General features: G+C 67.3%; 23 protein-coding genes. 3 read left to right on the plus strand and 20 right to left on the minus strand.

Features of this window, described 5'->3' with window-relative positions; genetic code table 11:
- The 12 genes from AXA74_RS21925 to flgB form a co-directional block, all read right to left on the minus strand.
- The coding region (locus AXA74_RS21925) for a Tar ligand binding domain-containing protein (RefSeq protein WP_155680912.1) at positions 1–851 on the minus strand (851 nt) is incomplete at its 3' end.
- 81 nt (positions 852–932) lie between these two features.
- Positions 933–2174 carry a flagellar hook-associated protein FlgL gene (gene flgL, locus AXA74_RS21930; protein ID WP_029577916.1) on the minus strand — a complete coding sequence of 414 codons (1242 nt, stop codon included), beginning with the start codon at positions 2172–2174 and terminating at the stop codon, positions 933–935.
- Positions 2175–2190: 16 nt separating this feature from the next.
- On the minus strand, positions 2191–3840 hold the full coding sequence (gene flgK / locus AXA74_RS21935) for a flagellar hook-associated protein FlgK (protein WP_029577915.1): 1650 nt from the start codon (positions 3838–3840) through the stop codon (positions 2191–2193).
- A gap of 75 nt (positions 3841–3915) precedes the next feature.
- Positions 3916–4890 carry a flagellar assembly peptidoglycan hydrolase FlgJ gene (gene flgJ / locus AXA74_RS21940; protein ID WP_032956135.1) on the minus strand — a complete coding sequence of 325 codons (975 nt, stop codon included), beginning with the start codon at positions 4888–4890 and terminating at the stop codon, positions 3916–3918.
- A 12-nt stretch (positions 4891–4902) separates the two neighbouring features.
- Positions 4903–6039, minus strand: coding sequence for a flagellar basal body P-ring protein FlgI (locus AXA74_RS21945; RefSeq protein WP_029577913.1), 1137 nt, complete (start codon positions 6037–6039; stop codon positions 4903–4905).
- Positions 6040–6043: 4 nt separating this feature from the next.
- A complete protein-coding gene (locus AXA74_RS21950; protein WP_029577912.1) occupies positions 6044–6730 on the minus strand; it encodes a flagellar basal body L-ring protein FlgH in 687 nt (228 codons plus the stop codon).
- On the minus strand, positions 6730–7515 hold the full coding sequence (flgG, locus tag AXA74_RS21955) for a flagellar basal-body rod protein FlgG (protein WP_032956140.1): 786 nt from the start codon (positions 7513–7515) through the stop codon (positions 6730–6732). Before flgG ends, AXA74_RS21950 begins: the two co-directional genes overlap by 1 nt.
- A 52-nt stretch (positions 7516–7567) precedes the next feature.
- The gene (locus tag AXA74_RS21960) at positions 7568–8332 is read right to left on the minus strand and encodes a flagellar basal body rod protein FlgF (RefSeq protein ID WP_029577910.1); all 765 of its coding nucleotides are present in this window, start codon (positions 8330–8332) and stop codon (positions 7568–7570) included.
- Positions 8333–8339: 7 nt separating this feature from the next.
- Positions 8340–9563: a flagellar hook protein FlgE gene (gene flgE / locus AXA74_RS21965; RefSeq protein WP_029577909.1), complete on the minus strand. Its 1224-nt coding sequence runs from the start codon at positions 9561–9563 to the stop codon at positions 8340–8342.
- Between the two features lie 68 nt (positions 9564–9631).
- Positions 9632–10324: a flagellar hook capping FlgD N-terminal domain-containing protein gene (locus AXA74_RS21970; protein ID WP_029577908.1), complete on the minus strand. Its 693-nt coding sequence runs from the start codon at positions 10322–10324 to the stop codon at positions 9632–9634.
- Positions 10325–10335: 11 nt separating this feature from the next.
- Entirely contained in the window at positions 10336–10755 is a 420-nt protein-coding gene (gene flgC, locus AXA74_RS21975) for a flagellar basal body rod protein FlgC (protein WP_029577907.1), read from the minus strand.
- A 20-nt stretch (positions 10756–10775) separates the two neighbouring features.
- Positions 10776–11186, minus strand: coding sequence for a flagellar basal body rod protein FlgB (gene flgB, locus AXA74_RS21980; protein ID WP_029577906.1), 411 nt, complete (start codon positions 11184–11186; stop codon positions 10776–10778).
- Between the two features lie 120 nt (positions 11187–11306).
- Here flgB and flgA point away from each other — a divergent pair, with 120 nt between their 5' ends.
- From flgA to AXA74_RS21995, 3 genes are all read left to right on the plus strand, one after another.
- Positions 11307–12050, plus strand: a complete 744-nt coding sequence (gene flgA / locus AXA74_RS21985; protein ID WP_095075190.1) for a flagellar basal body P-ring formation chaperone FlgA — start codon at positions 11307–11309, stop codon at positions 12048–12050.
- Between the two features lie 129 nt (positions 12051–12179).
- On the plus strand, positions 12180–12467 hold the full coding sequence (gene flgM, locus AXA74_RS21990) for a flagellar biosynthesis anti-sigma factor FlgM (RefSeq protein WP_032956142.1): 288 nt from the start codon (positions 12180–12182) through the stop codon (positions 12465–12467).
- Complete coding sequence (locus AXA74_RS21995; RefSeq protein WP_230585400.1) at positions 12464–12949, plus strand: flagella synthesis protein FlgN; 486 nt, start codon at positions 12464–12466, stop codon at positions 12947–12949. The genes flgM and AXA74_RS21995 overlap by 4 nt, the downstream gene beginning before the upstream one ends.
- Before the next feature lie 50 nt (positions 12950–12999).
- On the opposite strand, the gene flhF is transcribed toward AXA74_RS21995, so the two are convergent.
- The 8 genes from flhF to AXA74_RS22035 all read right to left on the minus strand — a co-directional run bounded on the left by flhF (position 13000) and on the right by AXA74_RS22035 (position 23550).
- On the minus strand, positions 13000–15456 hold the full coding sequence (flhF, locus tag AXA74_RS22000) for a flagellar biosynthesis protein FlhF (protein WP_032979426.1): 2457 nt from the start codon (positions 15454–15456) through the stop codon (positions 13000–13002).
- The gene (gene flhA / locus AXA74_RS22005) at positions 15453–17570 is read right to left on the minus strand and encodes a flagellar biosynthesis protein FlhA (protein WP_029577901.1); all 2118 of its coding nucleotides are present in this window, start codon (positions 17568–17570) and stop codon (positions 15453–15455) included. Before flhA ends, flhF begins: the two co-directional genes overlap by 4 nt.
- A gap of 3 nt (positions 17571–17573) precedes the next feature.
- Complete coding sequence (gene flhB / locus AXA74_RS22010; RefSeq protein WP_029577900.1) at positions 17574–18716, minus strand: flagellar biosynthesis protein FlhB; 1143 nt, start codon at positions 18714–18716, stop codon at positions 17574–17576.
- 128 nt (positions 18717–18844) lie between these two features.
- Positions 18845–20407, minus strand: coding sequence for a methyl-accepting chemotaxis protein (locus tag AXA74_RS22015; protein ID WP_048940178.1), 1563 nt, complete (start codon positions 20405–20407; stop codon positions 18845–18847).
- 190 nt (positions 20408–20597) lie between these two features.
- Complete coding sequence (gene cheZ, locus AXA74_RS22020; RefSeq protein ID WP_029577898.1) at positions 20598–21227, minus strand: protein phosphatase CheZ; 630 nt, start codon at positions 21225–21227, stop codon at positions 20598–20600.
- Positions 21228–21235: 8 nt separating this feature from the next.
- Positions 21236–21625, minus strand: a complete 390-nt coding sequence (gene cheY, locus AXA74_RS22025; RefSeq protein WP_029577897.1) for a chemotaxis response regulator CheY — start codon at positions 21623–21625, stop codon at positions 21236–21238.
- Between the two features lie 42 nt (positions 21626–21667).
- Entirely contained in the window at positions 21668–22717 is a 1050-nt protein-coding gene (locus AXA74_RS22030; RefSeq protein ID WP_029577896.1) for a protein-glutamate methylesterase/protein-glutamine glutaminase, read from the minus strand.
- Positions 22717–23550 carry a CheR family methyltransferase gene (locus tag AXA74_RS22035; RefSeq protein WP_095075189.1) on the minus strand — a complete coding sequence of 278 codons (834 nt, stop codon included), beginning with the start codon at positions 23548–23550 and terminating at the stop codon, positions 22717–22719. Before AXA74_RS22035 ends, AXA74_RS22030 begins: the two co-directional genes overlap by 1 nt.
- Positions 23551–23719 lie beyond the last annotated feature (169 nt).

Here is a 23719-nt window from a genome sequence, read left to right on the forward strand (position 1 = left end):
CCCGCCGCGATCTCGCGCGCGCCCACGTTGATCTCGTCCACGCCCCGGCGCACCGACGACACCGTGCGCGTCAGGCTCTCCTGCATGCGCTTGAGCGCCGCGAACAGCTGGCCGATCTCATTGCTGTTGCGCACTTCCACCCGCGCCGTCAGGTCCCCGCCGGCAATCCGGTCAAAATGCGCGCCCGCCTCGACCAGGGGCTTGAGCACACTGCGCGAGATGAAGAGCCCGCCGCCCACGGCCAAGAGGATGGCCAACGCCACCAACACCAGGGTCACGGTATTGGATTGCCCGCGCGCGGCTTCGGCCTCGTCCACATAAGTATCGGTGATCGCGTCCACATAGCTCATATAGGCTTGCATGGCCGTGTCGAACTGCATGTTCTGCGTCGATGCGGCGGGCGTGAGCTGCATATATTCCGCGATGGCCTGGCGCGTCACCGCATCCTGCAGACGCTTGAGAACGTCCATATAGGACTTGAATTGGGCCAACACCGGCGCAGCCTTCTCTTCCACGTCGGGCGACTTGGGCGCCTTGGCGAAGATATCGAAACGCTTGCTTGCCTCGGCCAAGGCTTCGCTGGCGCGCTTGCCCTGTTCTTCGGACTCCCGCAGCCGGCCTTCCTGCAAGTCGGAGACCGCGTTGTTCATATTGATGCGCGCGCGCAGCGCGAAGGTGTAGCCGGCATAACCCGGCATCACCTGATCCGAGAAAATGCGGTTGACGCGGTCCAGCCGCGTATTGCTGGCATTCATGCCCAGCCAGCCGGCGGCGTTGGACACCAACATCGCCAGGAAGAAGAGCCCGAGCACCAGAATCATGCCGGTCCGGACTTTCAGATTCGCAAACATGCTATTTCCGTTCTTTATCGAAATCGCGCTCCCCTAGGGGAGCGCGAGGGTCTTTCCATCGGGGGTTTGGGAGGCTGGGCCTTATTTGTTCATGGAGAACAGGCTGGAGCCGATGATCTTGGAGAAGGACGACGATGCGGCCTGCAAGGCCACTTGCCTGAGCAGCAGTTCCGTCGTCGTTGAATAGATGTCCACGTTCTCCAGGTTGGAAAGCTGTTGCGTATAGGACAGGCCGTTCTGCGTGCCGGTCGCGTCCAGGGCGTCGATCTCGTTCATGCGCGCGCCCACCGAGGCGCGCACCGTCAGCACGTTGTCCATGCCTAGCGTCAGGGTCTTGTTGGCCGTCGCCAGCTTGTTGACCAGCTCGGCCGTCTGCACGTCGCTGTTGCCGGTGGGCTTTTCCAGCGTCGTGATCAGGTCATTGAGCATGGCGAACATATCCATATTGCTGCTGTTCGGCGTCTCCACGGAGAAGGTGTCGCCCGCGGCGGGCTGGCCCTTCATGGTCAGCGATACGCCGCCCATGTCGATCTTGGCGCCTTCCTTGTACTCGGCGGTGACCGGCGTGTAGCCCGGCGCATCGCTGGTGATGGTGTACTCCAGCGCGCCCGTGGTGGCGTTGTTGCCAAAGGTGATCTTGAAATTGGAGCCGACGAAATTGCCCGCACTGGGCGCATCGAGCGACACCGGGCCAAACTGGCCCGTGCCGGCATTAGGGGTGGCGGCGCTGCCCGCCGACGTGATATAGGCCAGCGTGCCGGCCACCGCGCGGCTGAAGATATCGGTGCCGATGTCGCTGCCGGCCAGCTGGCGGCTCTGCTCGACCTGGACCATGCGCTGGCCATTGTCCCCGTTGTAGGTCACATTGCCATCGCCATCGATGTCATAGGGCTGGGTAAAGCCCTGGTAGCCCGAGAACAGATATTGGCCATTGCCGTCGGTGGAGTTCGCCAGGCCGACCAACTGGTCGCGGGCAGCCTTCAGGTCCGTGGCCAGCGATTGGCGATCGGAATCGCTGATCGTGCCGTTGCCCGCCTCGACCACGCGCTGCAGCACGCTCTGCAAGGTGGTGACCACCGAATTCAGGGCGTTTTCTTCCATGCCCAGCGACTGCTTGATGGTATTGCGGTTGGCCGCATAGGTGCTGTTCATGCTGGCCGTCTGCGAGACGTTGATCGCCAGCGAGGCCGCCAAGGGGTCGTCCGAAGGAGTCAGCACGCGCTTGCCGCTGGCCAGCTGCTCCTGCAGCCGCGACATCAGGCTTTCCTGGTTGAGGATACCGTTCAGGCCGTTCTGGTAGATCAGGGAAGTGCTAAGACGCATCATCTAACTCCGGGGCTCAGCGCAGGCCCAACAAGGTATCGAACAGCACGCCCGCCACATTGAGGATCTTGGCGCTCGCCTGGTACTGCTCCTGGTAGACGGCCAGGTTGACGTATTCTTCGTTCAGGTTGACGCCTGACACCGAGGCAAAGGCCGTGGCCTGCTGCGTGGTCAGGTTGTCGGCCGCCGTCATCGCGGTCTTGACCTGCTGGGTCTGCACGCCGACATTGTTGATCAGCCGCGAGAATTGCTCATTCAGGCTGGTCGTGCCGTTGTTCAGCACCTTGGCCGTCTGCAACTTGGCCAGGTCCAGGCCGTTCTGGCCGTTGGTGGTGCCGCCGTTGCTGTCGGCCAGGGCCCACTTGTTCGGGTCGCTGAGCACCATGGTGATGTCGCGCGCCGCATCCCGCGTGGGCTGGAACTGCCAGCTGTCGCCGTCGGCCGGCACACCATTGGGCGTGATAGTGACGCCGTCGAAGCTCATCGCGCCCGTCGTGGCGTCGGTGGTGTAGCTCACTTCGGTGTTGTCGGACAGCCGCGTGATCTTGTAGCCATCGGCCGCGTCATACTCGATCTTGTAGGCGCTGGCGTGGATCTGCGAGGCATCCGTGTACACCGAGGCGATATCGACGTTGCCGCTGTTCTTGGCGTTCGGGACGGCCGCCGGCGGCTGGATGTCGAACACCGCGCCGCCGGGCTGGCCGTTCAGGTCCAGGCCCTCGGCGTTCTGCGCATTGACGGCCAGGGCCAGGCCGATGGCCAGCTGGCCCAGCTGGTCTTGCACCGCGTCCAGGGCCGAGCCGCGAAAGCTCAGCAGCCCGCCCAGCTTGCCGCCGCTGACCTGGGTGTCCCTCAGCTCGACGGTCAAGGTGCCGCCATCGCCGTCGGGCAGGGTATAGGCCAATGCCGTGCGGCTGGGATCGGCGGCCGAATTAACCGCCGCCAACGGGTAGACCGTGCGGCCGGACAGCAGGGTCTGGCCGGATTGCAGGGAGATGTTCAGCGTGTCGCCCTGCTCGTACCAGCGCACGCCCACCAGCTCATTCAGTTCGGACAGCGCCTTGTCGCGCTGGTCCAGCAGGTCGTTGGGCGGCTGGCCGCTCTTGCCGCGCGCGATGGTGATCTGCTGGTTGAGATCATTGATGCGCTCCAGGTAGCTATTGACCTGGGACACCGTGGTCGAAATCTGGGTGTTGAGGCCGTCGCGCTGGTTCTGCAGCTGCTGGTAGGCCGAATTCAGCTGCGAAACCAGGGTGCTGGTCTTGCCGGTCAGGTCCTGGCGCACCGCGGGATCGGCCGGCGAACTGGCCGCCGCGTTCAGGCTGCTGAAAAAACCCGCCAGGGCCGGCGTGATGCCCACGGTCCGGTCGGCGAACTGGTTGTTGATGGCCGAAAGCTGGTCGTACTGGGCGCTCAGCTGCGCGGCGCTGCCCTTGGCGCCCACCAGCTGCTTGTACAGAAAGCTGTCGTATTGGCGCTTGACCGTATCCACCTGGACGCCGCGGCCGAAGAAACCCTGGCCCGTGCCCGTGGCGCCGGCCGTCGAGGTCACCACCCGCTGACGGGTATAGCCGTCGGTGGCCGCATTATTGATATTGTGGCTCGTGACTTCCAGGCCTGCCTGGGAGGCGTTCAGGCCCGTCATGGCCAAGTTATACAGATTCATGCTTTCCCCGGAGTATGCCGCTGGCGGCTCAGAGAGGGTTCGGATACATCCTTAACGGCGGCAGGCGGCCGGAATTTAGGGGTTGCCCGAAAAATCCACCCGCGCGACCGAAGCCCGCAGCTGGCTCATGATGTTGATCAGTTTTTCCGCATAGCGCGGGTCGGTCGCATAACCGGCGTCCTGGATGCGCCGCGCGGCCTCGGTCTCGTTGCGCGACTGCGTCACGCTTTCGTAGCGCGGGCTATTGCCCAGCAGCCGCGCGTAATCGGCGAAGGACTCTTCATAGGAGTCATAGGCGCGGAAGGGTTGCGTCACCTTTTGTGGCACGCCGTCGACGTACTCGGTCGTCAGCACATGGACCACCTTGCCCTTCCAGCTTGCGCCGGCCTTGATGCCGAACAGGTTGTAACTGGTGCTGCCGTCGGGCTGGCGGATTTCGCGCTTGCCCCAGCCGGACTCCAGGGCCGCCTGGCCCAGGATGAGGCGGGCCGGCACGCCGCTCTGGGCGGCGGCGGCATTGGCCGCGTGCGACATGCGCGAGACAAAGTCCACCACATGGTCGGGCGCGCCCTCGGCCGCGGCCAGGGCGCGGTCGCGCGCGCGGTTGTTGCGCAGCACGTCCAGCAAGGCCGAAATCCCCCCTTGCGGGTCCGCCGCCACATAGCGGCCGGCCTGGTCGCGGGTCACGCCCGCGGGCTTGTCGGCCGCCTCGTCGGCGGCCGCCGGCCCCGCATTCTGCTGCATCTGCTTAAGCAGGGCGTCGGCCAGGCCCAGGCCGGGCTTGGCCAATTGCAGGGCCATCTGTTCGTCGGACATGGACTGCAGCATCTCGGTCTGCTGCGAATCGAAGATCCCGTCCTTGGGCGTGGCCTCGCGCATGCGCTTGAGCATCATTTGTATGAACAGGGCCTCGAACTGCTGCGCCACCTGTTTCTGCTGCTGCACATCGTCCGGGCGCTGGCCCACGCCGCGCTTGAGCTCGCCCAGCTTGCCCAGGTCGAATACCGAATCCGGGGCTTGTCCGCCGGCCAGGGATGAAGTCAGCGCCATCTTCCCCGGTCCTTAGATGATTTCCAGATCGGCGCGCAGGGCGCCGGCCGACTTCATCGCCTGCAGGATGGCCAGCAGGTCCTGCGGCGTGGCGCCCAGGGCGTTGAGCGCCTTGACCACATCGGCCAGGTTGGCGCTGGTGGTCACGCGCTGCAAGGCGCCGCTGTCCTGGCGCACTTCGATCTGGGTATTGGGCGCCACCACCGTCTGGCCGTCGGTGAACGGCGTATCCGGCTGGAAGACCTGGTTCTGGCGGTTGATGATGACCGACAGATTGCCATGGGCCACGGCGGCTTCCTCGATCATGACCGTGCGGTTCATCACGACCGAACCGGTGCGCGCATTGATGATGACCTTGGCCGCCGCGGGCGCGCGCACGATGGGCAGATTCTCGATCTGCGACAGGAAGGCGGGCATCTGGTTGGGATCCAGCGGGCCGCGCAGCTGCACCACGCGGCCGTCCATCACCGTGGCCGTACCCGCGCCGAATTGGCGATTGATGGCGGCCGCCGCATTCTGCGTGGTGCCGAAATCGCTGGTGTTCATCTCCAGGTAAACCAGGCCGTCCTGGGCGAAGGTGGTCGGCACCGGCCGCTCCACGATGGCGCCGGCGGAAATCCGCCCGCCATTAAGCGAGTTGATCTGCACGCTGGAGCCGCCGGCCGAGGCCCCTGCCCCGCCGACCAGCACATTGCCCTGGGCGATGGCGTAGACGCTGTTGTCGGCTCCCTTCAAGGGCGTCATCAGCAGCGTGCCGCCGCGCAGGCTCTTGGCATTGCCCATCGAGGAGACCACCACATCGACCGTCTGGCCCGGCCGCGCGAAAGCCGGCAGCGTCGCCGTCACCATGACGGCGGCCACGTTCTTCAGCTGCATATTGCTGCCAGCCGGCACCGTGATGCCCAACTGCGACAACATATTGGTCAGGCTTTGCTGGGTGAACGGCGTCTGACGCACCTGGTCGCCCGTGCCGTCCAGGCCGACCACCAGGCCGTAGCCGATCAGCTGGTTGCCCCGCACGCCCTGGAAGGTCGCCAGATCCTTGAGCCGTTCGGCGGCCGCGGCCGGCGCGCCCGCCAGCACGGCCGCCGCCAGGCAGACCCGGGCGGCGAAGGACAGCAAGGAAAAAGGCGATGTGCGTTGTGTCATGAGATCAGAACGGCGAAGCGATCAGGAAAAAGCGTTGCAGCCAGCCCATGGTCTGGACCTCGTCCATCACACCCTTGCTGCGATACTCGATGCGGGCGTCGGCCACGCGCGTGGACGACACCGTGTTGGTGCCCGTGATGGAGCGCGGATCGACCACGCCCGACAGGCGCACATACTCGCTGCCGCGGTTGATCGCGATCTGCTTCTCGCCCGCGATCTGCAGATTGCCGTTGGGCAGCACGCCCACCACCGTCGTGGTGATAGAGCCGGTGAAGGTATTGTTGGCGCTGCTGTTGCCCGTGCCCTTGGAGGTGTTCTCGCCCGAAATATCAGTGTCCAGCTTGGCGTTGACCACACCGTCCATGAACTTCGGCGCGGCCGTCACGCCCAGATTGCTGCTGCCCGAACGGCTGGTGTTGGTCGACACGCCCTTGGCGGCATTGGTCTTTTCTTCCAGCATCACCGTCACGATGTCGCCGACGTTGCGCGGACGGCGGTCCTCGAACAGCGGATAGTTGCCGTAGGCGGTGGGCTGGTAGATGGACCCGTTGGGGCGGCCCGATGGCGGCGCCGGCATGGGCGGCGGCGCCGTGGTCGGGCCGATCACCACGGGTTCCGGCGGGATCATGGCGCAGCCGGCCGATAACGCCATCAGCAGGCCGGCCATCGAGCGGGCAACGGTTTTCAGCATCACAGTTGGGTCAGGCGGGCCAGCATTTCATCCGAAGTCTTGACGGCCTTGCTGTTCATTTCGTAGGCGCGCTGGGTGGTGATCATGTTGACCAGTTCTTCGGCCACATTGACGTTGGAGGTCTCCACGTAGTTCTGCATCAGGCTGCCCGCGCCGTCCACGCCCGGCTGCAGCAGATTGGCCGGCCCCGAGGAGTCGGTCTGCAGATACAGGTTCTCGCCCACGCTTTGCAGGCCGCCCGGATTGATGAAGGTCGCCAGCTGCAGCTGGCCGATCTGCACGTTGACCCCGGCATTGCCCGGCTGGGTGACCGACACCGTGCCGTCCTTGCCTATGGTCAGCGACAGCGCGTTGTCCGGCACGTTGATGGGCGGCTGGATCACATAGCCGCCCACGGTGGTCAGCTGGCCGTTCTGGTCCACGCCCAGGCCACCGTCGCGGGTGTAGGCCTGGGTGCCGTCGGGCAGGTCCACCTGGAAAAAGCCGCGGCCCTGGATGGCCACGTCCATTTCGGCGCCGGTATTGTTCAGGTTGCCCTCGCTGTGCAGGCGCTGGGTGGCGGCCACCCGCACGCCAGTGCCCAGCTGCAGGCCCGTGGGCAATTGGTTGGCATCGCCCACCTGGGCGCCGGGCTGGCGCAAGGTCTGGTACATCAGGTCCTGGAAGACCGCGCGGCCGCGCTTGAAACCATTGGTCTGGACGTTGGCCAGGTTGTTCGAAATCACGTCCATCGAGGTCTGCTGACCCTCGAGGCCCGTCTTCGAAATCCACAACGAACGCATCATGATGAAAACTCCTGGCGCGGCCTCTTGGCGCGCGCGCTCTGGCTAGTTGGGTTCAGCTCGAAATCGACAGCAGCCCGTTGGCGCGGTCGGCATTGCGGTTGGCCTCGTTGATCGCCTGCATCTGCATCTCGAAGCGGCGGGCGTTCTCTATCATGGCCACCATGGCGCCCGAAGGGCTGACATTGCTGCCCTCCAGCACGCCGGCGATCAGGCGCTGCGTCGGGTCGGCCGGCAGCCCGGCGGCCGGCTGGCCGTTGGCCTGCGGCGGCATGCGGAACAGGCCGTCGTCGCCACGCACCAACTGCGTCTCCGGCGCGTTGACCATCTTCAGCCGCCCCATGTTGAGGATGTTGTCGGGCGCATCGCCCGCCCCGACGGCCGTAATGGTGCCGTCGGTGGCGATGGTCAGCGACGCCTGGTCGGGGATGTCGATCAGGCCGTTCTGGTCGGACAGCACGGGCTGGCCGTTGGCCGTCTGCAGCAGGCCGTTGACCCCCACCTGCAGGCTGCCGGCGCGCGTATAGGCCTCGCCCTGCGGCGTCTGGACCGCGAACCAGCCCGGGCCGGACAGCGCCACATCCAGCTCGCGGCCGGTGGACTGCATCAGCCCCATGGTGAAATTGCTGCCCGGCGTGGTGGTCGCCGTGGCCACGCGGGTGGGCAGCGAGGTGCCGTCGTTCACGGGCACGGAGCGATACATCGCCAGCTGCTCGCGGAACCCCGGCGTGCTCACATTGGCGAGATTGTTGCTCAGCACGGCCTGGTGCTCGGCCGTGCGCGCCGCGCCGTTCATGGCGGTGTAGATGACGCGATCCATGGACGGCTTAACGCATGTTCATCAGGACCTGCAGGACTTCATCCTGGGTCTTGATGGTCTGGGCATTGGCCTGGTAGGTGCGCTGGGCGACGATCATGTTGACCAGCTCCTGGCTCATGTCCACGTTGGACGCCTCCAGCGCCTGGCCGACCAGGGTCGCCAGGCCGTTGGTGCCGGGCTGGCCCAGCGTGGCCTGGCCCGACTCGCTGGTCTCGGACCAGGCATTGTCGCCCACCGGCTTGAGACCGCCCACGTTGTTGAAATTGGCCAGCGCGATGGTGCCCACGGCCTGGGTTTCGCCGTTGGTGTACTGGGCCATGATGGTGCCGTCCTTGGCGATCGAAATACCCGAGAACTCACCGCTGGCATAGCCGTTGGCCGTGACCTTGGGGCTGAAATCGCTGCCGAACTGAGTGACGTTCTGATAGCTCATCTGTATCGTCATGTCGTCGGCCGGCGACGTCGTGCCGCCCGGATTCGGAATGGCGATGTCGCGGGTGGGATTGCCCCCGGTCAGCACGCCCGCGCTATTGAAGGTGAGCGTGGTGTGATCCAGGCCGCCATCGACCGTCACGGCCTTGCCGTCCACGGTGTAATAGACGTCGTACTGGCTTTCACCGGTCGGGCTGGCCGCGCGCTTGACGAAGTACTGCACCATCTGGTGCGCATTGCCCAGCGAGTCGTAGATGGTGGTGGGCACCGAATCCGTATAGGTGGCGCTGTTGGTCGGGTCGAAAGCCGGCGTGGCGGGCACGACGTCGGCATTGGCGTTCAAGTTGGTCTGGGTGCTGGCCGTGCTGCTGACCTGCGGCGCGATATTGCCCTGCGGGACCGACAAGGCCACCGGGTCCGTGCCCACGCCGCCAGCCGGATAGCCGGTCAGGCGATAGCCCAGCGCGTTGGTGATGAAGAAATCCTTGTCGATGCCGAACTCGCCGTTGCGGCTATAGACGATATTGCCGCTGGAGTCGGCCAGGCGGAAGAAGCCCTTGGCGCCGTCGATGGCGATATCGTATTCGCCGCCGGTGGTCGTCACCGACCCCACCGTGAAGCGCTGGTTGATCCCGGCGACTTTCACGCCCAGGCCCACGCGCGAACTGGCGTACACATCGGCAAACGACACCGAGCCGGACTTGAAGCCGACGGTGCCGGAGTTGGCGATGTTGTTGCCGATGACGTCCAGGTTCTGCGATGCGGCGCGAAGCCCGCTCAATCCTTGTCCGAATCCCATGTCTTTATCCCATCAATCCAAGTTAGGGAAGCGCCGCCGCTGGCCGCAGCCAGCCGGCGGGCACCGCGTCAGCCATTCAATACCTTGCGGATGTCCAGCATGCTGACCTTGCCGCCATTGAGGCCCAGATCCAACCGCAGGCCGTTGTTCGAGTAATCCACGCTCTTGACCACGCCATAGGACAGCGCTTCGGCCGCGACCGCCTTGTTGTCGGCGTCGAAGGCGGTCACCTGGAAGGTGTAGGCGCCATCCTTGACCGCGCCGCCGCTGTCGTTGTTGCCGTCCCAGGCGTAGGTGTAGACACCGGTGGCGACATCGGTCTGCTCGACGGTGCGCACCACATTGCCGGCCGCGTCCAAGATCTTGATCGTGAGCTTGGCCGCGTCCGACGGCACGTCATAGCCCAGGGGCGTGGCCGTGCGGCGGGTCGGATCATCGGCATCCGTGCCCAGCGAGATCTTGTTGCCCGGCACCAGCACGGCCTTGCCGATCAGCGACACCGCGTCCATGGACTGCGACACGTCGATCTGGCCGCTGATGGACAGCAGGGTGTTGTTCAGGTTGGTGATGCCCTCGACCGTGGAGATCTGCGCCAGCTGGGAGGTCAGCTCGGCGTTCTGCATCGGGTTCAGCGGATCCTGGTTCTTGAGCTGGGTGACCAGCAGGGTCAGGAACTGATCCTGGATGCTCTTGGCCGCGTTGGACGTGGCCTGCCCCACCTGGGCGTTGTTGACGTTGCTCGTGCTATTGACGGTAGTCATCGTGGTTCCGTTCAGCTCTGGCCGATGGTGAGTGTGCGCTGCATCAGCTGCTTGGCCGTGTTCAGCACCTCGACGTTGGCCTGGTAGGAACGCGAGGCGGCGATCATGTTCACCGTCTCGGCCACCGGGTCCACGTTGGGCATGGCGACATAGCCCTGGGCATTGGCCAGGGGATGCCTGGGGTCGTAAACCATCTTCAGGGGCGACTGGTCCTCGACCACGCCGACCACTTTCACGCCGCCGATCTCCTGGCCCTGGGCCTGGCCGGCGGCCGGGTTGACCTGGAAGACGACCTGGCGCGCGCGATAGGGCTGGCCGTCGGGCCCGGCCACGCTGTCGGCGTTGGCCAGGTTGCTGGCCGCCACGTTCAGGCGCTGCGACTGGGCCGCCAGCGCCGAACCGGAAATATCGAAAATACTGAGCAAGGACATGCGCCTGGACTCCTGGGTGCTTATTCTGAAATGGCCGACTGCAGGCCCTTGATGCGGTTCGAGAGCACCTGCAGGCTGCTTTGATAGTGCAGCGTGTTATCGGCGAACTGCACGCGCTCGATGTCCATGTCCACCGTATTGCCGTCCAGGCTGGCCTGGTAGGGCAGGCGATAGAGGAGCTCGGTGGGACCGCCGGTGCTGGCCGCCTTGGCCGGGATATGCCGCGCCGAGGTCAGCGTCAGCTGGGTGTCGGGGAGGCGCATGCGCGCGTCCACCGCGTTCTGCATGGCGGCCTTGAAATCGAAATCCCGCGCCTTGTAATTGGGCGTATCGGCGTTGGCGATATTGGAGGACAGCACTTCCTGGCGCTGCGCGCGCAGCGCGATGGATTGCTGGAAAAAGCGAAAGTCCTCGTTAAGCCGATCTAGCATGGGTCACGCCTTCAATGGTGAGTAGCAGGCCGTCCGCGCGGGCGGAGAGACCTTTTTGGCATGACGGCATCTTAGGGGGGGGCCGGGCAAGACAATCAGCCAAATAAACCGCTATTTCCAATGCAATTCCGGTATTGGCCGGACGGCCGCCGTTTCTACAATCTGGTCATCATGCGAGCCGCCCTCACCTCCATCGCCCTTCTGTACAGCGGCCTGGCCCTGACGAGCCCGGCCGCCCATGCCCAGGCCACGGAATCGCCCGAGAACATCTCCCGGGCGGCGGAGGCTTTCCTGAAAAGCCAGCTGGCGCCCGGCCAGGCCAGCGTGGTCATGGACCCGGTCAAGAACGACCGGCTGCCGGCCTGCGACGCCCTGTCGCCCTTCATGCCCGGAGCGCTGCGCCCGCGCGCGCGCATGACCGTGGGCGTGCGCTGCGCTGCGCCGCACAACTGGACCGCCTATGTGCAAGCCAGCGTGAGCATGACCGGCACCTACTATGTGGCCGGCCGGCAGATTCCGCCCGGCAAGACCATCGGGCCCGAGGACCTGGACGCCCGCGAGGGCGATCTCATCGCCCTGCCCGCCGGCGTCATGACCGACACCGCCCGCATCCTCGGCATGCAGGCGCGCCACCGCATCAATGCCGGCCAGCCCATACGCGGTTCGGCCCTGCGCAACGCCGACGCCATCGCCCGCGGCCAGAACGTGCGCATCATCGCGCGCGGCAACGGCTTTACCGTCAGCAGCGAAGGCCAGGCGATGGACGACGCCCCGCCGGGGGCCACCGTCCAGGTGCGCACCGCCTCGGGGCAGATCGTCAGCGGCGTGGTGCAGTCCGCCGGCCAGGTGGAGGTCCAGCTGTAGATATGTTACAAATTCAAAAAGACCAGGTTGCCCCTAAAGTTTGCTGCGACGCGGCCGTTACCAGGGCATGACAAGGCAGAGCAGGTCCTGACAACCGCAGCCCCCATCTCTCGCCCAGCGGAGAATATCTTGAAGATCAATACCACCCTCGCCCGCCCGGTTGCCGCCAATCCGGTGCAGCGCTCCGATGGCGCCGTGGCCCAGGCCTATGGCGCTGGCGGCAGCAATGCGAGCAGTTCGCAGGTTGCCCTGAGCGGCGCCTCGCGCCAACTGCTCGCCCTGCAGGAAGGGGGTAGCGACATCGACGTCGAGCGCGTGGCGGCCATCCGCGCGGCCATCGCCTCCGGGCAGCTGCGCATCGATCCCTCCCGCATTGCCGACAGCCTGATCGCCAGCGCCAAGGAATTGATCAAGTGAACCCGGTTTCCCTGCCTGGCGCCCTGGCGTCCTGCATCGAGGACGAAACCGCGCTTATCCTGCAATTCCAGGCCGCGCTGCAGGCCGAGGGCGAAGCCCTGCTCGACCGCAAGGCCACCCAGGCCCTGAAAGAAGCCGCCGAACACAAAGAAATGCTGGCCGACAAACTGGTGGCCGCCAGCCAGGAGCGTGACCGCATCCTCGCCGCCATGGGATTGGCGCCCGGCCACGCCGGCACCGAAACCGCCGCCGAGCGCCACGCCGAGCTGGCGCCGCTGTGGCAGGCCCTGCAAAACCATGCCGCGCAGGCCCGCGAAGCCAACCAGCGCAACGCCATCCTGCTCGAAGTCAATCTGCGCTACACCGAACAGACCCTGGAGGCCTTGCGCCGCCTGGGCAGCCAGACCGCCTCCACCTACGACGCCAACGGCCGTGGCCGGCGCCTGGGCGGCGGCGCCAGCCGCGCCATCGTCGCGACCTGAAAGCGCGCGGACCGGGCAGGCATCCCGCGAGGATGCGGCGCCAGGCCCGCTCAGCGCCCTTCCGACATCTCCAGCAAGGCAAACATCTTCAATAGCGCCACCGGCAGCAGGCGGCTGGGCATCTTGCGCTCGGCCGGACCGATGAGGCCGGCCAGCGAGGCGCGCGCCTGTTCGGCGTGGCTGAGCTGCCAGCAGGCGGCGGCCAGCTGCCCGGCCAGCAAGGCCTGGGCGCGCAAGGCATCCACCCCATGGGCGCGCGGCAAGGCCGCCCAGGCGTGCGCCATATAGCGGAAAGCCGTCTTGGCGCGCTCATGGTGGACCAGCCAGCCGGCCACCGTGGCCGCATCGGCCTGGGCGGCCGCCAGGTTGCTCAGCCCGAAATACTGGGCCTTGATGTCGCCGCTGCGGGCGTCGACCACCCGCGCGCCTATCATGCGCAACGGCCGGCCTTCGTGGCCGCGGGCGGCCAGGTTGAGCTCCGTGCCGCAGGCCCAGAGGGTATCGCCGCCCGGCAGCTCGCCGGCCGGCATATAGCCCAGGTTGCGGGCCACGGCGTTCAGCGTGGTCGGGCAATCATCGTGCAGGACGCGCTGGCCGCCCGCGCAGCGCGCCAGCCACAGCTCGCCCGCCTCGGAAAGCGCGTGGGACAGGCCGGCCGTGCCCATGTCGAAGACCTGCACCTGGGGCAAGGCCTCCAGCGCCTCGCGCAGCCAGGCCGCGCGCGCCAGCAAGGCCTCGGCCGGCTGGTCCGGGCCCAGGCCCATGGTGTTCAGATTACCGTGCGGCAGCATCAGGTGCTGCGCGGGCGCGGCCAGGGCCGCGCCTCGGTCGCTCATCATCAGCGTGGCGTGCAGATGGCCGCCCGGCAGGCCTTCGCCCTTGAGCGCGCTCTTGCCGTGCATGGCCAGCAGATAGCGGCCGCACTGGGCCGGGAACTCGCGGCGCAGCATGGCCACGGCCTGGGCGCGCGCGGCCTCGGCGGCCGGGGCGCGCGAAATGGCCCGCCACAAGACCCTGCCCTGCTTGCAGGCCGGATCGCTGGCCAGCCAGTCCAGCGCCTCGCCCAGCGCGGCTTCGTTGCCCGCCGGCTGCATGGCCGTGGCCAGCAGGCGCCGCTGCTGCTCGGGATCCTTGCCCCCGTTCTGCCACAAGGCGGCCAGGTCGGCCTCGCTGGGCGCATACAGTGGCCGCTGCAGGCTGGCCAGCGCGTGGTCCACCAGCGGCTGGGCCTGGGCCGGCACCAGGTGCTCGGGCACTTTCTGGCCGTTGGATATGTAATGGATGGGCAGGCGGTGGCGGATGGCCGTGTCCAGCGCCGGCCCCAGGCGGGTGGCCTCGTCCAGCTTGGTGATGATGCAGCCCACCACGTCCTCGCCCACGCCGTGCCGATAGGCGTGCGCCACCTCGTCCAGCGTATCGCCCTGGCTGGCCGCGTTGAGCACCAGCAGGCGTCGCACCTGGCGCCCCCCGCTGCACAGCAGCGCGGCCTGCTCGGCCACATTGCGGTCGCGCTGACTGATGCCGGTCGTGTCGATCAGGATGATCTTGCGGCTGCCCAGCTCGTCCAGCGCCTCGCGCAGCTCCGCGGCATCGCGCACCGAGCGCGCCGGCACGCCCATCAGGCGGCCATAGATCTGCAGCTGCTCCAGGGCGCCGATACGGAAGTTGTCGGTGGTCAGCATGGCGACCTGTTCGCGGCCTTCGCGGGCCACGCAGCGCGCGGCCAGCTTGGCCAGCGTCGTGGTCTTGCCCACGCCGGTCGGGCCGACCAGGGCCAGCACGCCGCCCGCGGCCAGGAAGGCGTTTTCGTCGCGCAGCACCGGCAGATGGGTCAGCAATTCATTGCGCGCCCAATCGCGCGCGCGGGCGGCATCCAGCTCGGGCGGCAGGCGCTCGAGCAGCGCCCGCAGCAACGGCATGCTGAAGCCGGCCTCCAACAGCACGCGGAACAGGCCCGCGTTGACGGGTTCGCGCGCCGGCTTGCGCCCGCCCCACAACAGGCCGTCCATGCGGTTCTCCAGCGCGCCGCGCAAGGCGTCGATGGCCGCATGCACGCTGGGGGCTTCGCCGGCAGGCAGGGCCGGCGGCAGCGCGGCCGCCGCGCCCCGCATGGGCGCATCGGGCAAGCGCGCCATGGACGCGGGCGGCGCGGTCTCGGCACCCGGGGGCAGCGCGGCTTGCGGCGCGGCTGCCGGCGGGACGGCCGGCGCCATGGCAGCGCCATAGGCCGCCGCCGAGCGGGTGGCAAGATAACTGTCCGGCCGGGCGCTGACCGATGGCGGCACGGGCGGCAGCGGCTGGACCCGGGGCGGTTCGGCCGGCGGCGGCGCGGGCCGCGGTTCGGCCGGCGCGGGCGCGGCCTGCATTTCGCTTTCCAGCGCGGCCAGCACTTCTATGCCCTGCTCCACCGTGCGGTTGGAGATGATGAGCGCATCCTCGCCCAATACTTCGCGCACCTGGCGCATCACATCCCGGGTGTTGGGCCCGGTAAACCGATGAATCTTCACTCGTTGCCACCCCCGATCAGCGCCGTGACGCGCACCACGCGCTCATCCGGAATTTCCGCGTTGGACAACACCCCCAGCTGCGGCAGGTGATGCCGCAGGAAGCGCGACAAGGGCGCGCGCAGGGGCGGCGACACCAGCAGCACCGGCGCATTGCCCTGCCCCTCCTGGCGCGCCACCGCCGCTTCGGTCTCCCGCAGCAGCGTCTCGGCCAGTCCCGGCTCCAGGCCGCCGCTGGTGGCCATGGCCTGCGACAGCACGCGCTCCAGCTTGACGTCCAGGCCGATGACCCGCAGCTCGCCGTCGCCGGGGAACCATTGCTGGGTGATGGCCCGGCCCAGCGAGCGGCGCGTCAGCGCGATCAGCTCGTGGACATCGGGCTGGCCGCCCACCGCGCCGGCCAAGGCGGCCAGGCGCGGGGCGTGTTCGGCCACGGTATCGATGATGGTGCGCATGTCCCGAATGGGGACTTCCTCGGACAGCAGGCCTTGCAAGATCTTCTGCAGCGTGGTGAGCGACACCGTCTTGGGCACCAGGTCTTCGACCAGCTTGGGCGCGTCGCGGCCCAGGCGGTCGAGCAGCTGCTGCACTTCCTGGCGGCCCAGCAGACTGGACCCATGGCGATGCATGAGATGGTTCAGGTGCGTGGCGACGACCGTGCTGGCATCGACCACGGTATAGCCGGATACCTGGGCCAGGTCGCGCTGGCCGCTGTCTATCCACACCGCCGGCAGGCCGAAGGCGGGATCGGTGGTGGGCGTGCCCTTGACCGGCGCCGAGACCCCGCCCGGATCGATGGCCAGCCATTGGCCGGGCATGGCCGAGCCGCGCCCGACTTCCACGCCCGAGAGCAGGATGCGGTAGTCGTTGGGCTTGAGTTCGAGGTTGTCGCGGATATGGACCACGGGCGGCAGAAAGCCCACGTCCTGGGCGAATTTCTTGCGCAGGCTGCGGATGCGGTGCAGCAGCTCGCCGTTCTGGGCGTGATCCACCAGCGGGATGAGGCGATAGCCCACTTCCAGGCCCAGCTGGTCGACCATGGTGACGTCATCCCAGGTCGCCTCGGCCGCCGCGGCCTGGGCCTGCGCCACGGCCTGGGGCTGTTCCTCGACCGCCTTGCGCTGGCGCGCCGCCTCGCGCTTGGTCAGGCTATAGCCCAGGCCGGCCAGCATGGCCGCCAGCGTCAGGAAGGCCACATGCGGCATATTGGGAATCAGGCCCATGATGCCGACGATGGCCGCCGTGAGATACATCACATGCGGGTTGGAGAACAGCTGTCCCAGGATCTGCTGGCCGACATCCTGGTCGGTGGATACGCGCGAGACGACCACGCCGGCGGCGGTCGAAATCACCAGCGCCGGGATCTGGGCGACCAGGCCGTCGCCGATGGTCAGCAGCGTGTAGACACGGGCGGAGTCGGCCAGCGACAGATCGTGCTGGGCCACGCCGACGATCAGCCCGCCCACCACGTTGATCACCATGATGAGCAGGCCCGCCACCGCGTCGCCCCGCACGAACTTGCTGGCGCCGTCCATGGAGCCGTAGAAATCCGACTCCTGGGCCACCTCGGCGCGCCGCCGCCGCGCTTCGTCTTCGCCGATCAGGCCGGCGTTCAGATCGGCATCGATGGCCATCTGCTTGCCCGGCATGGCGTCCAAGGTGAAGCGCGCCCCGACTTCGGCGATGCGCCCGGCGCCCTTGGTGATGACGATGAAGTTGATGATGGTCAGGATGACGAAGATGATGATCCCGACCGCGAAGTTGCCACCCACCAGGAAGTGGCCGAACGCCTCGATCACCTTGCCGGCGGCGTCCGGCCCCTGGTGGCCATGCAGCAGCACGACCCGCGTGGAGGCCACGTTCAGCGACAGGCGCAGCAGGGTGGCGAACAGCAGCACCGACGGAAAGGCGGCGAAGTCCAGCGGCTTGCGGGTGAACATCGCCACCAGCAGGATCATGATGGACAGCGCGATATTGAAGGTGAACAGCAAGTCCAGCAGGAAGGTCGGCAGGGGCAGCACCATCATGCCCAGCACGAGCACGATGAGCACCGGACCGGCGAGGATGCGCGCGTTGGCCGCGCCATTGGTTTTCAAGAGGGTGAGCAGGCCGCTCATGCCTTAGACTCCTTGGGCCGCGGGATCCAGTTCGGCTGGCACCGGCAGGGCCGTCGGCGCCGCCGGCTCGGCGCCCGCGCCCGCATGCCAGCTGCGCAACTGAAAGACCCACGCCAGCACTTCCGCGACCGCGGTATAGAGCGCCACCGGGATTTCGTGCCCCAGTTCGACGTGTTGATGCAAAGCGCGCGCCAGCGGCGGCGCCTCCAATGTGGGGATGCGACTTTGCGCCGCGATTTCGCGGATGCGCGTGGCCACCAGGCCCGTTCCCTTGGCGATCACCCGGGGCGCGCTGCCCTCGCCTTCGTCGTAGCGCAGGGCCACGGCATAGTGCGTCGGGTTGGTGACCACCACGTCGGCCCGCGGCACCTCGGCCATCATGCGGCGGCGCGCCATGGCGCGCTGCTGCTGGCGGATGCGGGCCTTGATGTGGGGATCGCCCTCGCTTTCCTTGTGTTCCTGGCGCACATCCTCCTTGGACATGCGCAGTTTCTTCAGGTGCGACCAGATCTGCCAGGGCACGTCGATCAACACCACCAGCAGCAGCGAGGCGACGATGAAGGCGCAGCACAGCGCCACCAGGCCCAGGGCCGAGGTCAGCGCGGCCGAAGGCGCCACGTGCATGAGGCCCAGCATATCGTCGTGGTAGTGCCAGATCACCCAGGCCGCCACGCCGCCCACCAGGAAGGCCTTGGCGAAGGCCTTCACCAGCTCGACGAGCGTCTGGGCGGAAAAAATCCGCTTCAGGCCAGAAATGGGATTGAGCTTGGAAGCCTTGAAGGCCAGCGGCTTGCCCGAGAACACCAGGCCGCCCAGGGCGACGCTGCCCAGCACCGCCACCACGGCCAGGATGAGGAAGATGGGCAGGATGGTCCACAGGGCCTGGCCCGCGCCCTGCGCGGCCAGGCTGACCATCACCGCCGTATCTTGCGCCACGCGCTGGTCAAAGCCCATGCCGCCGCGCATCACCCCGGACAGGCCCCGGTACAGCATGCCGCCGCTTAGCCACAGGCCGGCCACGCCGGCGGCCAGCATCAGAAAAGTCACCAGCTCGCGCGAACGCGCGATCTGCCCCTCCTCGCGCGCCTTTTCCAGGCGCCGGGGTGAGGCGGCTTCTGTCTTTTCGAGATCGCTTTCTTCGGCCATATTCTGCGCAGGGGCCAGCCGCGAGGATGCAGGCGGCCCGCCGAGATTCTAGGGGGGCCGCCGCCGGCGCGATCATCCAAGAAAAGGGGGGAAAGCCTCCCTATTCCGCCGCCTGTCCGCCCGGCACCTCAGGCGGCCTGCCCGGCGGGCTCGCCCGTCCCGGCGCGCGGCCGCCGCGCCGGCGCCTGGACGGTTTCCTGGAAGCGCATGAAATCCAGGCCGATGCGCACCGCGCCCCAATGCTGACCCTCCACGAAAACCGGCACCGACACGTCGTTGACGATCTCGCCGGTGTCGCGCGGATAAGTCTGGAACAACAGATTGCCCGTGTTGGCCGCCAAGCGAGCGCCCACCGGATCATCGAAAATGCGCTTGTGCCGCACGCGGGCGATGTCGACCTGGCGCTCGCCGGTCGGGGCGTGCGAGTAGCGGCTGTTGTGCGCCGGCGCATAGCCGTTGGCGTCGACCAGGATGGTGTAGATGGCCCCCGGCACCGAGGCCAGGACCTCATCGAGCAGGCCGGTCAGGCCGTCATCGATGCCCCGGTCGTAGGCCGTGTGATAGCGGGCCGGGTCGCTGCCGGGTATGCGCTGGTAATGCCGGTCGAAGACATCCAGGCCATGCGCCCGCGCCTCGCGCAGCAGCGCGGCGGCCTCGTCCCGGAAGCGCGTCACCGCCTCACACAGCGCATCGAAGGCCGTGTTGCCGGTCCGCATGCCGGCCAGCACCTCCTGGACGCTCTCCGTCTGGCGCCGGATACGGTCGACCTCGCCCGACATCGCAGCCACCCGGGTCTGGACATCGGCGCCCAGCGTCGCCAGGCGCAGCACTTCCTGGCTCATGGCATGGTTGGTCTGATCCACCTCGGCGATGGCGCGCACCACCTCGCCGACCTGGTGGTTCATGCCGTCGAAATCCTGCACGAAACGGGTGAAATCGTCCTGGGTGCGGCCCAGCACCTCACCCGAGGCATGGGCGTCGCCGCGCAGCGCCGTGGTGCGCTGGCCCGTGGCCTCGGCCAAGGCCAGCATCTCGGAGCCGTGGGTGGAGATTTCACTGGTGGCGGCGTTGACGCGCTCGGCCAGGCGGCCGACTTCGCTGGCCACCACGGCAAACCCCCGGCCGGCCTCGCCGGCGCGCGCCGCCTCCACGCCCGCGTTCAGCGCCAGCAGCTGGGTCTGCATGGCGATGCCCTTGATCTGCCGGCTGATGTCGCTCACCGAACGCGCCCGCCCGGTCAGCTGCTCGACCACCTGGCCGAATTCCGCCATCTGGGCGTTCATGCGCGCAATCCGCGAGCCCACCTCGCGCAGCTCGTCCAGGGCGCGACGGGCCGCCTCGAGGTTGTGCGCCGAGACCGACTCGATCTCGCGGGCATGCTCGGAAGTGGTGGCCGACAGCGCGGCGATCTGCCGGCCGCTGGCCGCCAGCGCCTCGGCGGCCGAAGCCTGCTCGCGCGTGAGCTGGGCGCACTGCCCGGCCTGGTATTGCGTGCGCGCCGTGTTCAGGGCGATTTCGATGCTGGACTGGCGCACCGTGATGATGCGGGCGCGGATCTGGGCCACGAAGCGGTAGAACGGCCAGGCCGCGGGACTGATGGACCAGGCCCGCTCGGCCAACGTGGATTGCCCCCGGTTCAGGCGGCGCAGCAAGCGCCAGAGCCCGCCGATACGGACTGTGCGACTACCCATGAAAGTCTCCCGTCAAGCGCGGACGTTCTCCATGGGCAGCGCCCCTGCATCCGTCGCCGCGGCGCCAAGCGCCGTCCCTCTGCTGCGGGCCCCTTTTGTTATGGGCTCCAGTCTAGCCCAGAACCGCGGGGTTCGGGCCGGCGGCGCGGCTAGGGAAAATACGGCTCGCGGCGGCGCCTGGGCGCCGTGGTCAGAAGCCCAGGCTGGCCAGCAGGTCGTCGACCTGGTCCTGGCTGGTGACCACGTCGGTGCGGCCCTCGGGATTGACCTGGGGACCGTTAAGCAGGCTTTGCGCCTCCTCGCGGCGCTCCTGGGGCACGTTGTCCAGCAGCACCTGCAGCAGCTCGCGCTCGATGGCGCCGACCACATCCATCATGCGCATGATGACCTGGCCGGTCAGGTCCTGGAAGTCCTGCGCCATGACGATTTCCATCAGCTTGGCCTGGGTGAACTGCGTGCGCTCGGGCACATCGGCCAGGAAGGCGCGCGTATCCTTGACGAGCTCGCGCGCTTCGGGCAGCTCCAGGGGCTGGTCGAACCACTGCTGCCAGCGCGCATCCAGGGCCTTGGCCGAGCGCGCCATGGCGTCCTGCGCGGGACCGGCGGCCTCGGTGGCGTTGAGCACGCGATTGGCGGCCTGCTCGGTCATCTGCGCCACGTAGCGCAGGCGATCGCGGGCATCCGGAATGGCCTCGGCGGCGTCCTTGATGGCCTGGTCCAGGCCGAGCTCGCGCATGCTGTCGCGCAGCATGCGCGTCAGCGACGCGATCCGGTGGATCAGATCACCAGTGTCCTGCGTGGAACCCGTGCTCTCTGTCATGACGCCCCTCAGCCGGCCAGTTTCTCGAAGATCTTGTTGAGCTTTTCTTCCAGCGTCGCGGCCGTGAAAGGCTTGACCACATAACCGCTGGCGCCGGCCTGGGCGGCGGCGACGATGTTTTCCTTCTTGGCCTCGGCCGTCACCATCAGCACCGGCAGCGACGACAGCGCGGCGTCGGCGCGGATCTGCTTGAGCATTTCCAGGCCGTCCAGGTTGGGCATATTCCAGTCCGACACCACGAACTGGAAGCCGCCGTTGCGCAGCTTCTCCAGGCCGATGACGCCATCCTCGGCCTCGTCGACGTTCTCGAACCCCAGCTCTTTGAGCAGGTTGCGGATGATGCGCCGCATGGTGGGGAAATCATCCACCACCAGAATCTTGATTCCCTTATCTACCATTTCAACTCCAATAGGATTGTTGTACTGCGCGCCGGCCGGTATCTAGACCCGATGTCCCCGGTCGCCGGCGCGCATGAGAATGCGCTCACTCATCTCCGACAAGGGCACCACCTCGTCGGCCGCCCCCAGCTGTATGGCTTCGCGCGGCATGCCGAAGACCACGCAGCTGGCCTCGTCCTGCGCCAGGGTATGGGCGCCGGCCCGCTTCATGGCCAGCAGGCCGGCCGCGCCGTCCTTGCCCATGCCGGTCAGCAGCACGCCGATGGCGTTGCGCCCGGCCGCCTGCGCGGCGGACTGGAACAGCACGTCCACCGACGGACGGTGGCGATTGACCGGCTCGCTGGCCTGCAGCTCGATGACATAGTTGGCGCCGCTGCGGCCCAGCTTCATGTGCTGCTCGCCGCCCGGCGCCAGATAGACGTGGCCCGGCAGCACGCGCTCGCCATGGCTGGCCTCGCGCACCGTGACCGCGCACAAGGCGTCCAGGCGCTGGGCGAAGGAGCGCGTGAAACCCGCCGGCATATGCTGCGTGATCAGGATGGCCGGGCTGTCCGGCGGCAAGGGCTGCAGGACTTCGCGGATGGCCTCGGTGCCGCCGGTCGACGCCCCGAGGATGACGAGTTTCTCGGAGCTGGTGTAGGGGCTGCGCAGGCGCAGCGGCGTGGCGCTGGCCGGCGCCGGCGCCCGCAGCCTGGCCCGGGAGGCGGCGCGGATTTTCTCGGCGATGAGCTCGGAATACTCCAGCAGGCCGTCGCGGATGCCCAGCTTGGGCTTGGTCACGAAATCGATGGCGCCCAGCTCCAGGGCGCGCATGGTGATCTCGCCGCCGCGCTCGGTCAGCGAGGACACCATCACCACCGGCATGGGCCGCAGGCGCATGAGCTTCTCGAGGAAGTCCAGCCCGTCCATGCGCGGCATTTCCACGTCCAGCGTCAGGACGTCGGGGTTGTGCTGCTTGATCAGCTCGCGCGCCACCAGGGGATCGGGCGCGGTCGCCACGACCTCCATATCCGGATGGCTGTTGATGATCTCGGTCATCAGCCCGCGCACCAGGGCCGAATCGTCCACGCAGAGTACTTTTATCTTCTTCATCACTGACCGGCCGCGCATTCATATACCGTCTGCCCGCGCAGACGGAAATCCTGGCTGATATAGGTGAAATTCTCGGAATGCCCGGCAAACAGCAAGCCGCCTGGCTTGAGCAAGGGAACAAAGCGGCGCAGGATCTTGGCCTGCGTCGGTTTGTCGAAGTAAATCATGACATTGCGGCAGAAAATGGCGTCGAACTTCTCCTGGATGGGCCAGGACGGGGCCAGCAGGTTGAGGGTCTCGAAGACCACCATCTCGGCCAGCTCGGGCCGCACCTTGACCTGTCCTTCGTTGGCGCCCTTGCCGCGCAGGAAAAACCGCCGCAGGCGCGCATCGCCCAGCTTGGCCACGCGCTCCCAGGCATAGACGCCGGCGCGCGCGCGCGTCAGGCAATGGGTGTCGATATCGGTGGAATAGACCCGGCTGCCGCTGCCGCGACCGCTCTCGGCCAGGGTCATGGCGATGGAATACGGTTCTTCGCCGGTCGAGGCCGCGCAGCACCAGATCGACAGCGGCCCGCCTCGGCCGCGGGCGAACTCCGCCAGGACCGGGAAATGATGCGACTCGCGGAAGAAGGCGGTCAGGTTGGTCGTCAAGGCATTGACGAACTCTTCCCATTCCGGCGCGCCCGTATCCTCTTGCAGGGTATCCAGGTAGGACGTGAAGTCCGTCACGCCGAGGGCGCGCAGGCGCCGCGCCAGGCGGCTGTAGACCATCTCGCGCTTGTGCGTGCCCAGCGAAATACCGGCGCGCGCGTAGATCATGCTGCGCACCCGCGTAAAGTCCGCGTCGCGGAAATCGAATTGACGCTCCGCCGAGAACGGGGCGTTGGCCATAACGGTGCTCACGCCAGCCTCAGTGCTCCAGCGCCAAAGCGTCCTGGCCCGCCCGCGCCCGCGCCCGGCCGGCCAGCTGCGCAGCCGGCACATCGATGACTTCGCCCGCATTGATCTTGAACACCGCCACGGCCTCGGCCAATTGACGGGCCTGCTCCTGCAGCGAACC

Origin of the sequence: Bordetella hinzii LMG 13501 (genome assembly GCF_001548475.1) — a bacterium.
Classification (GTDB): domain Bacteria; phylum Pseudomonadota; class Gammaproteobacteria; order Burkholderiales; family Burkholderiaceae_B; genus Bordetella; species Bordetella hinzii.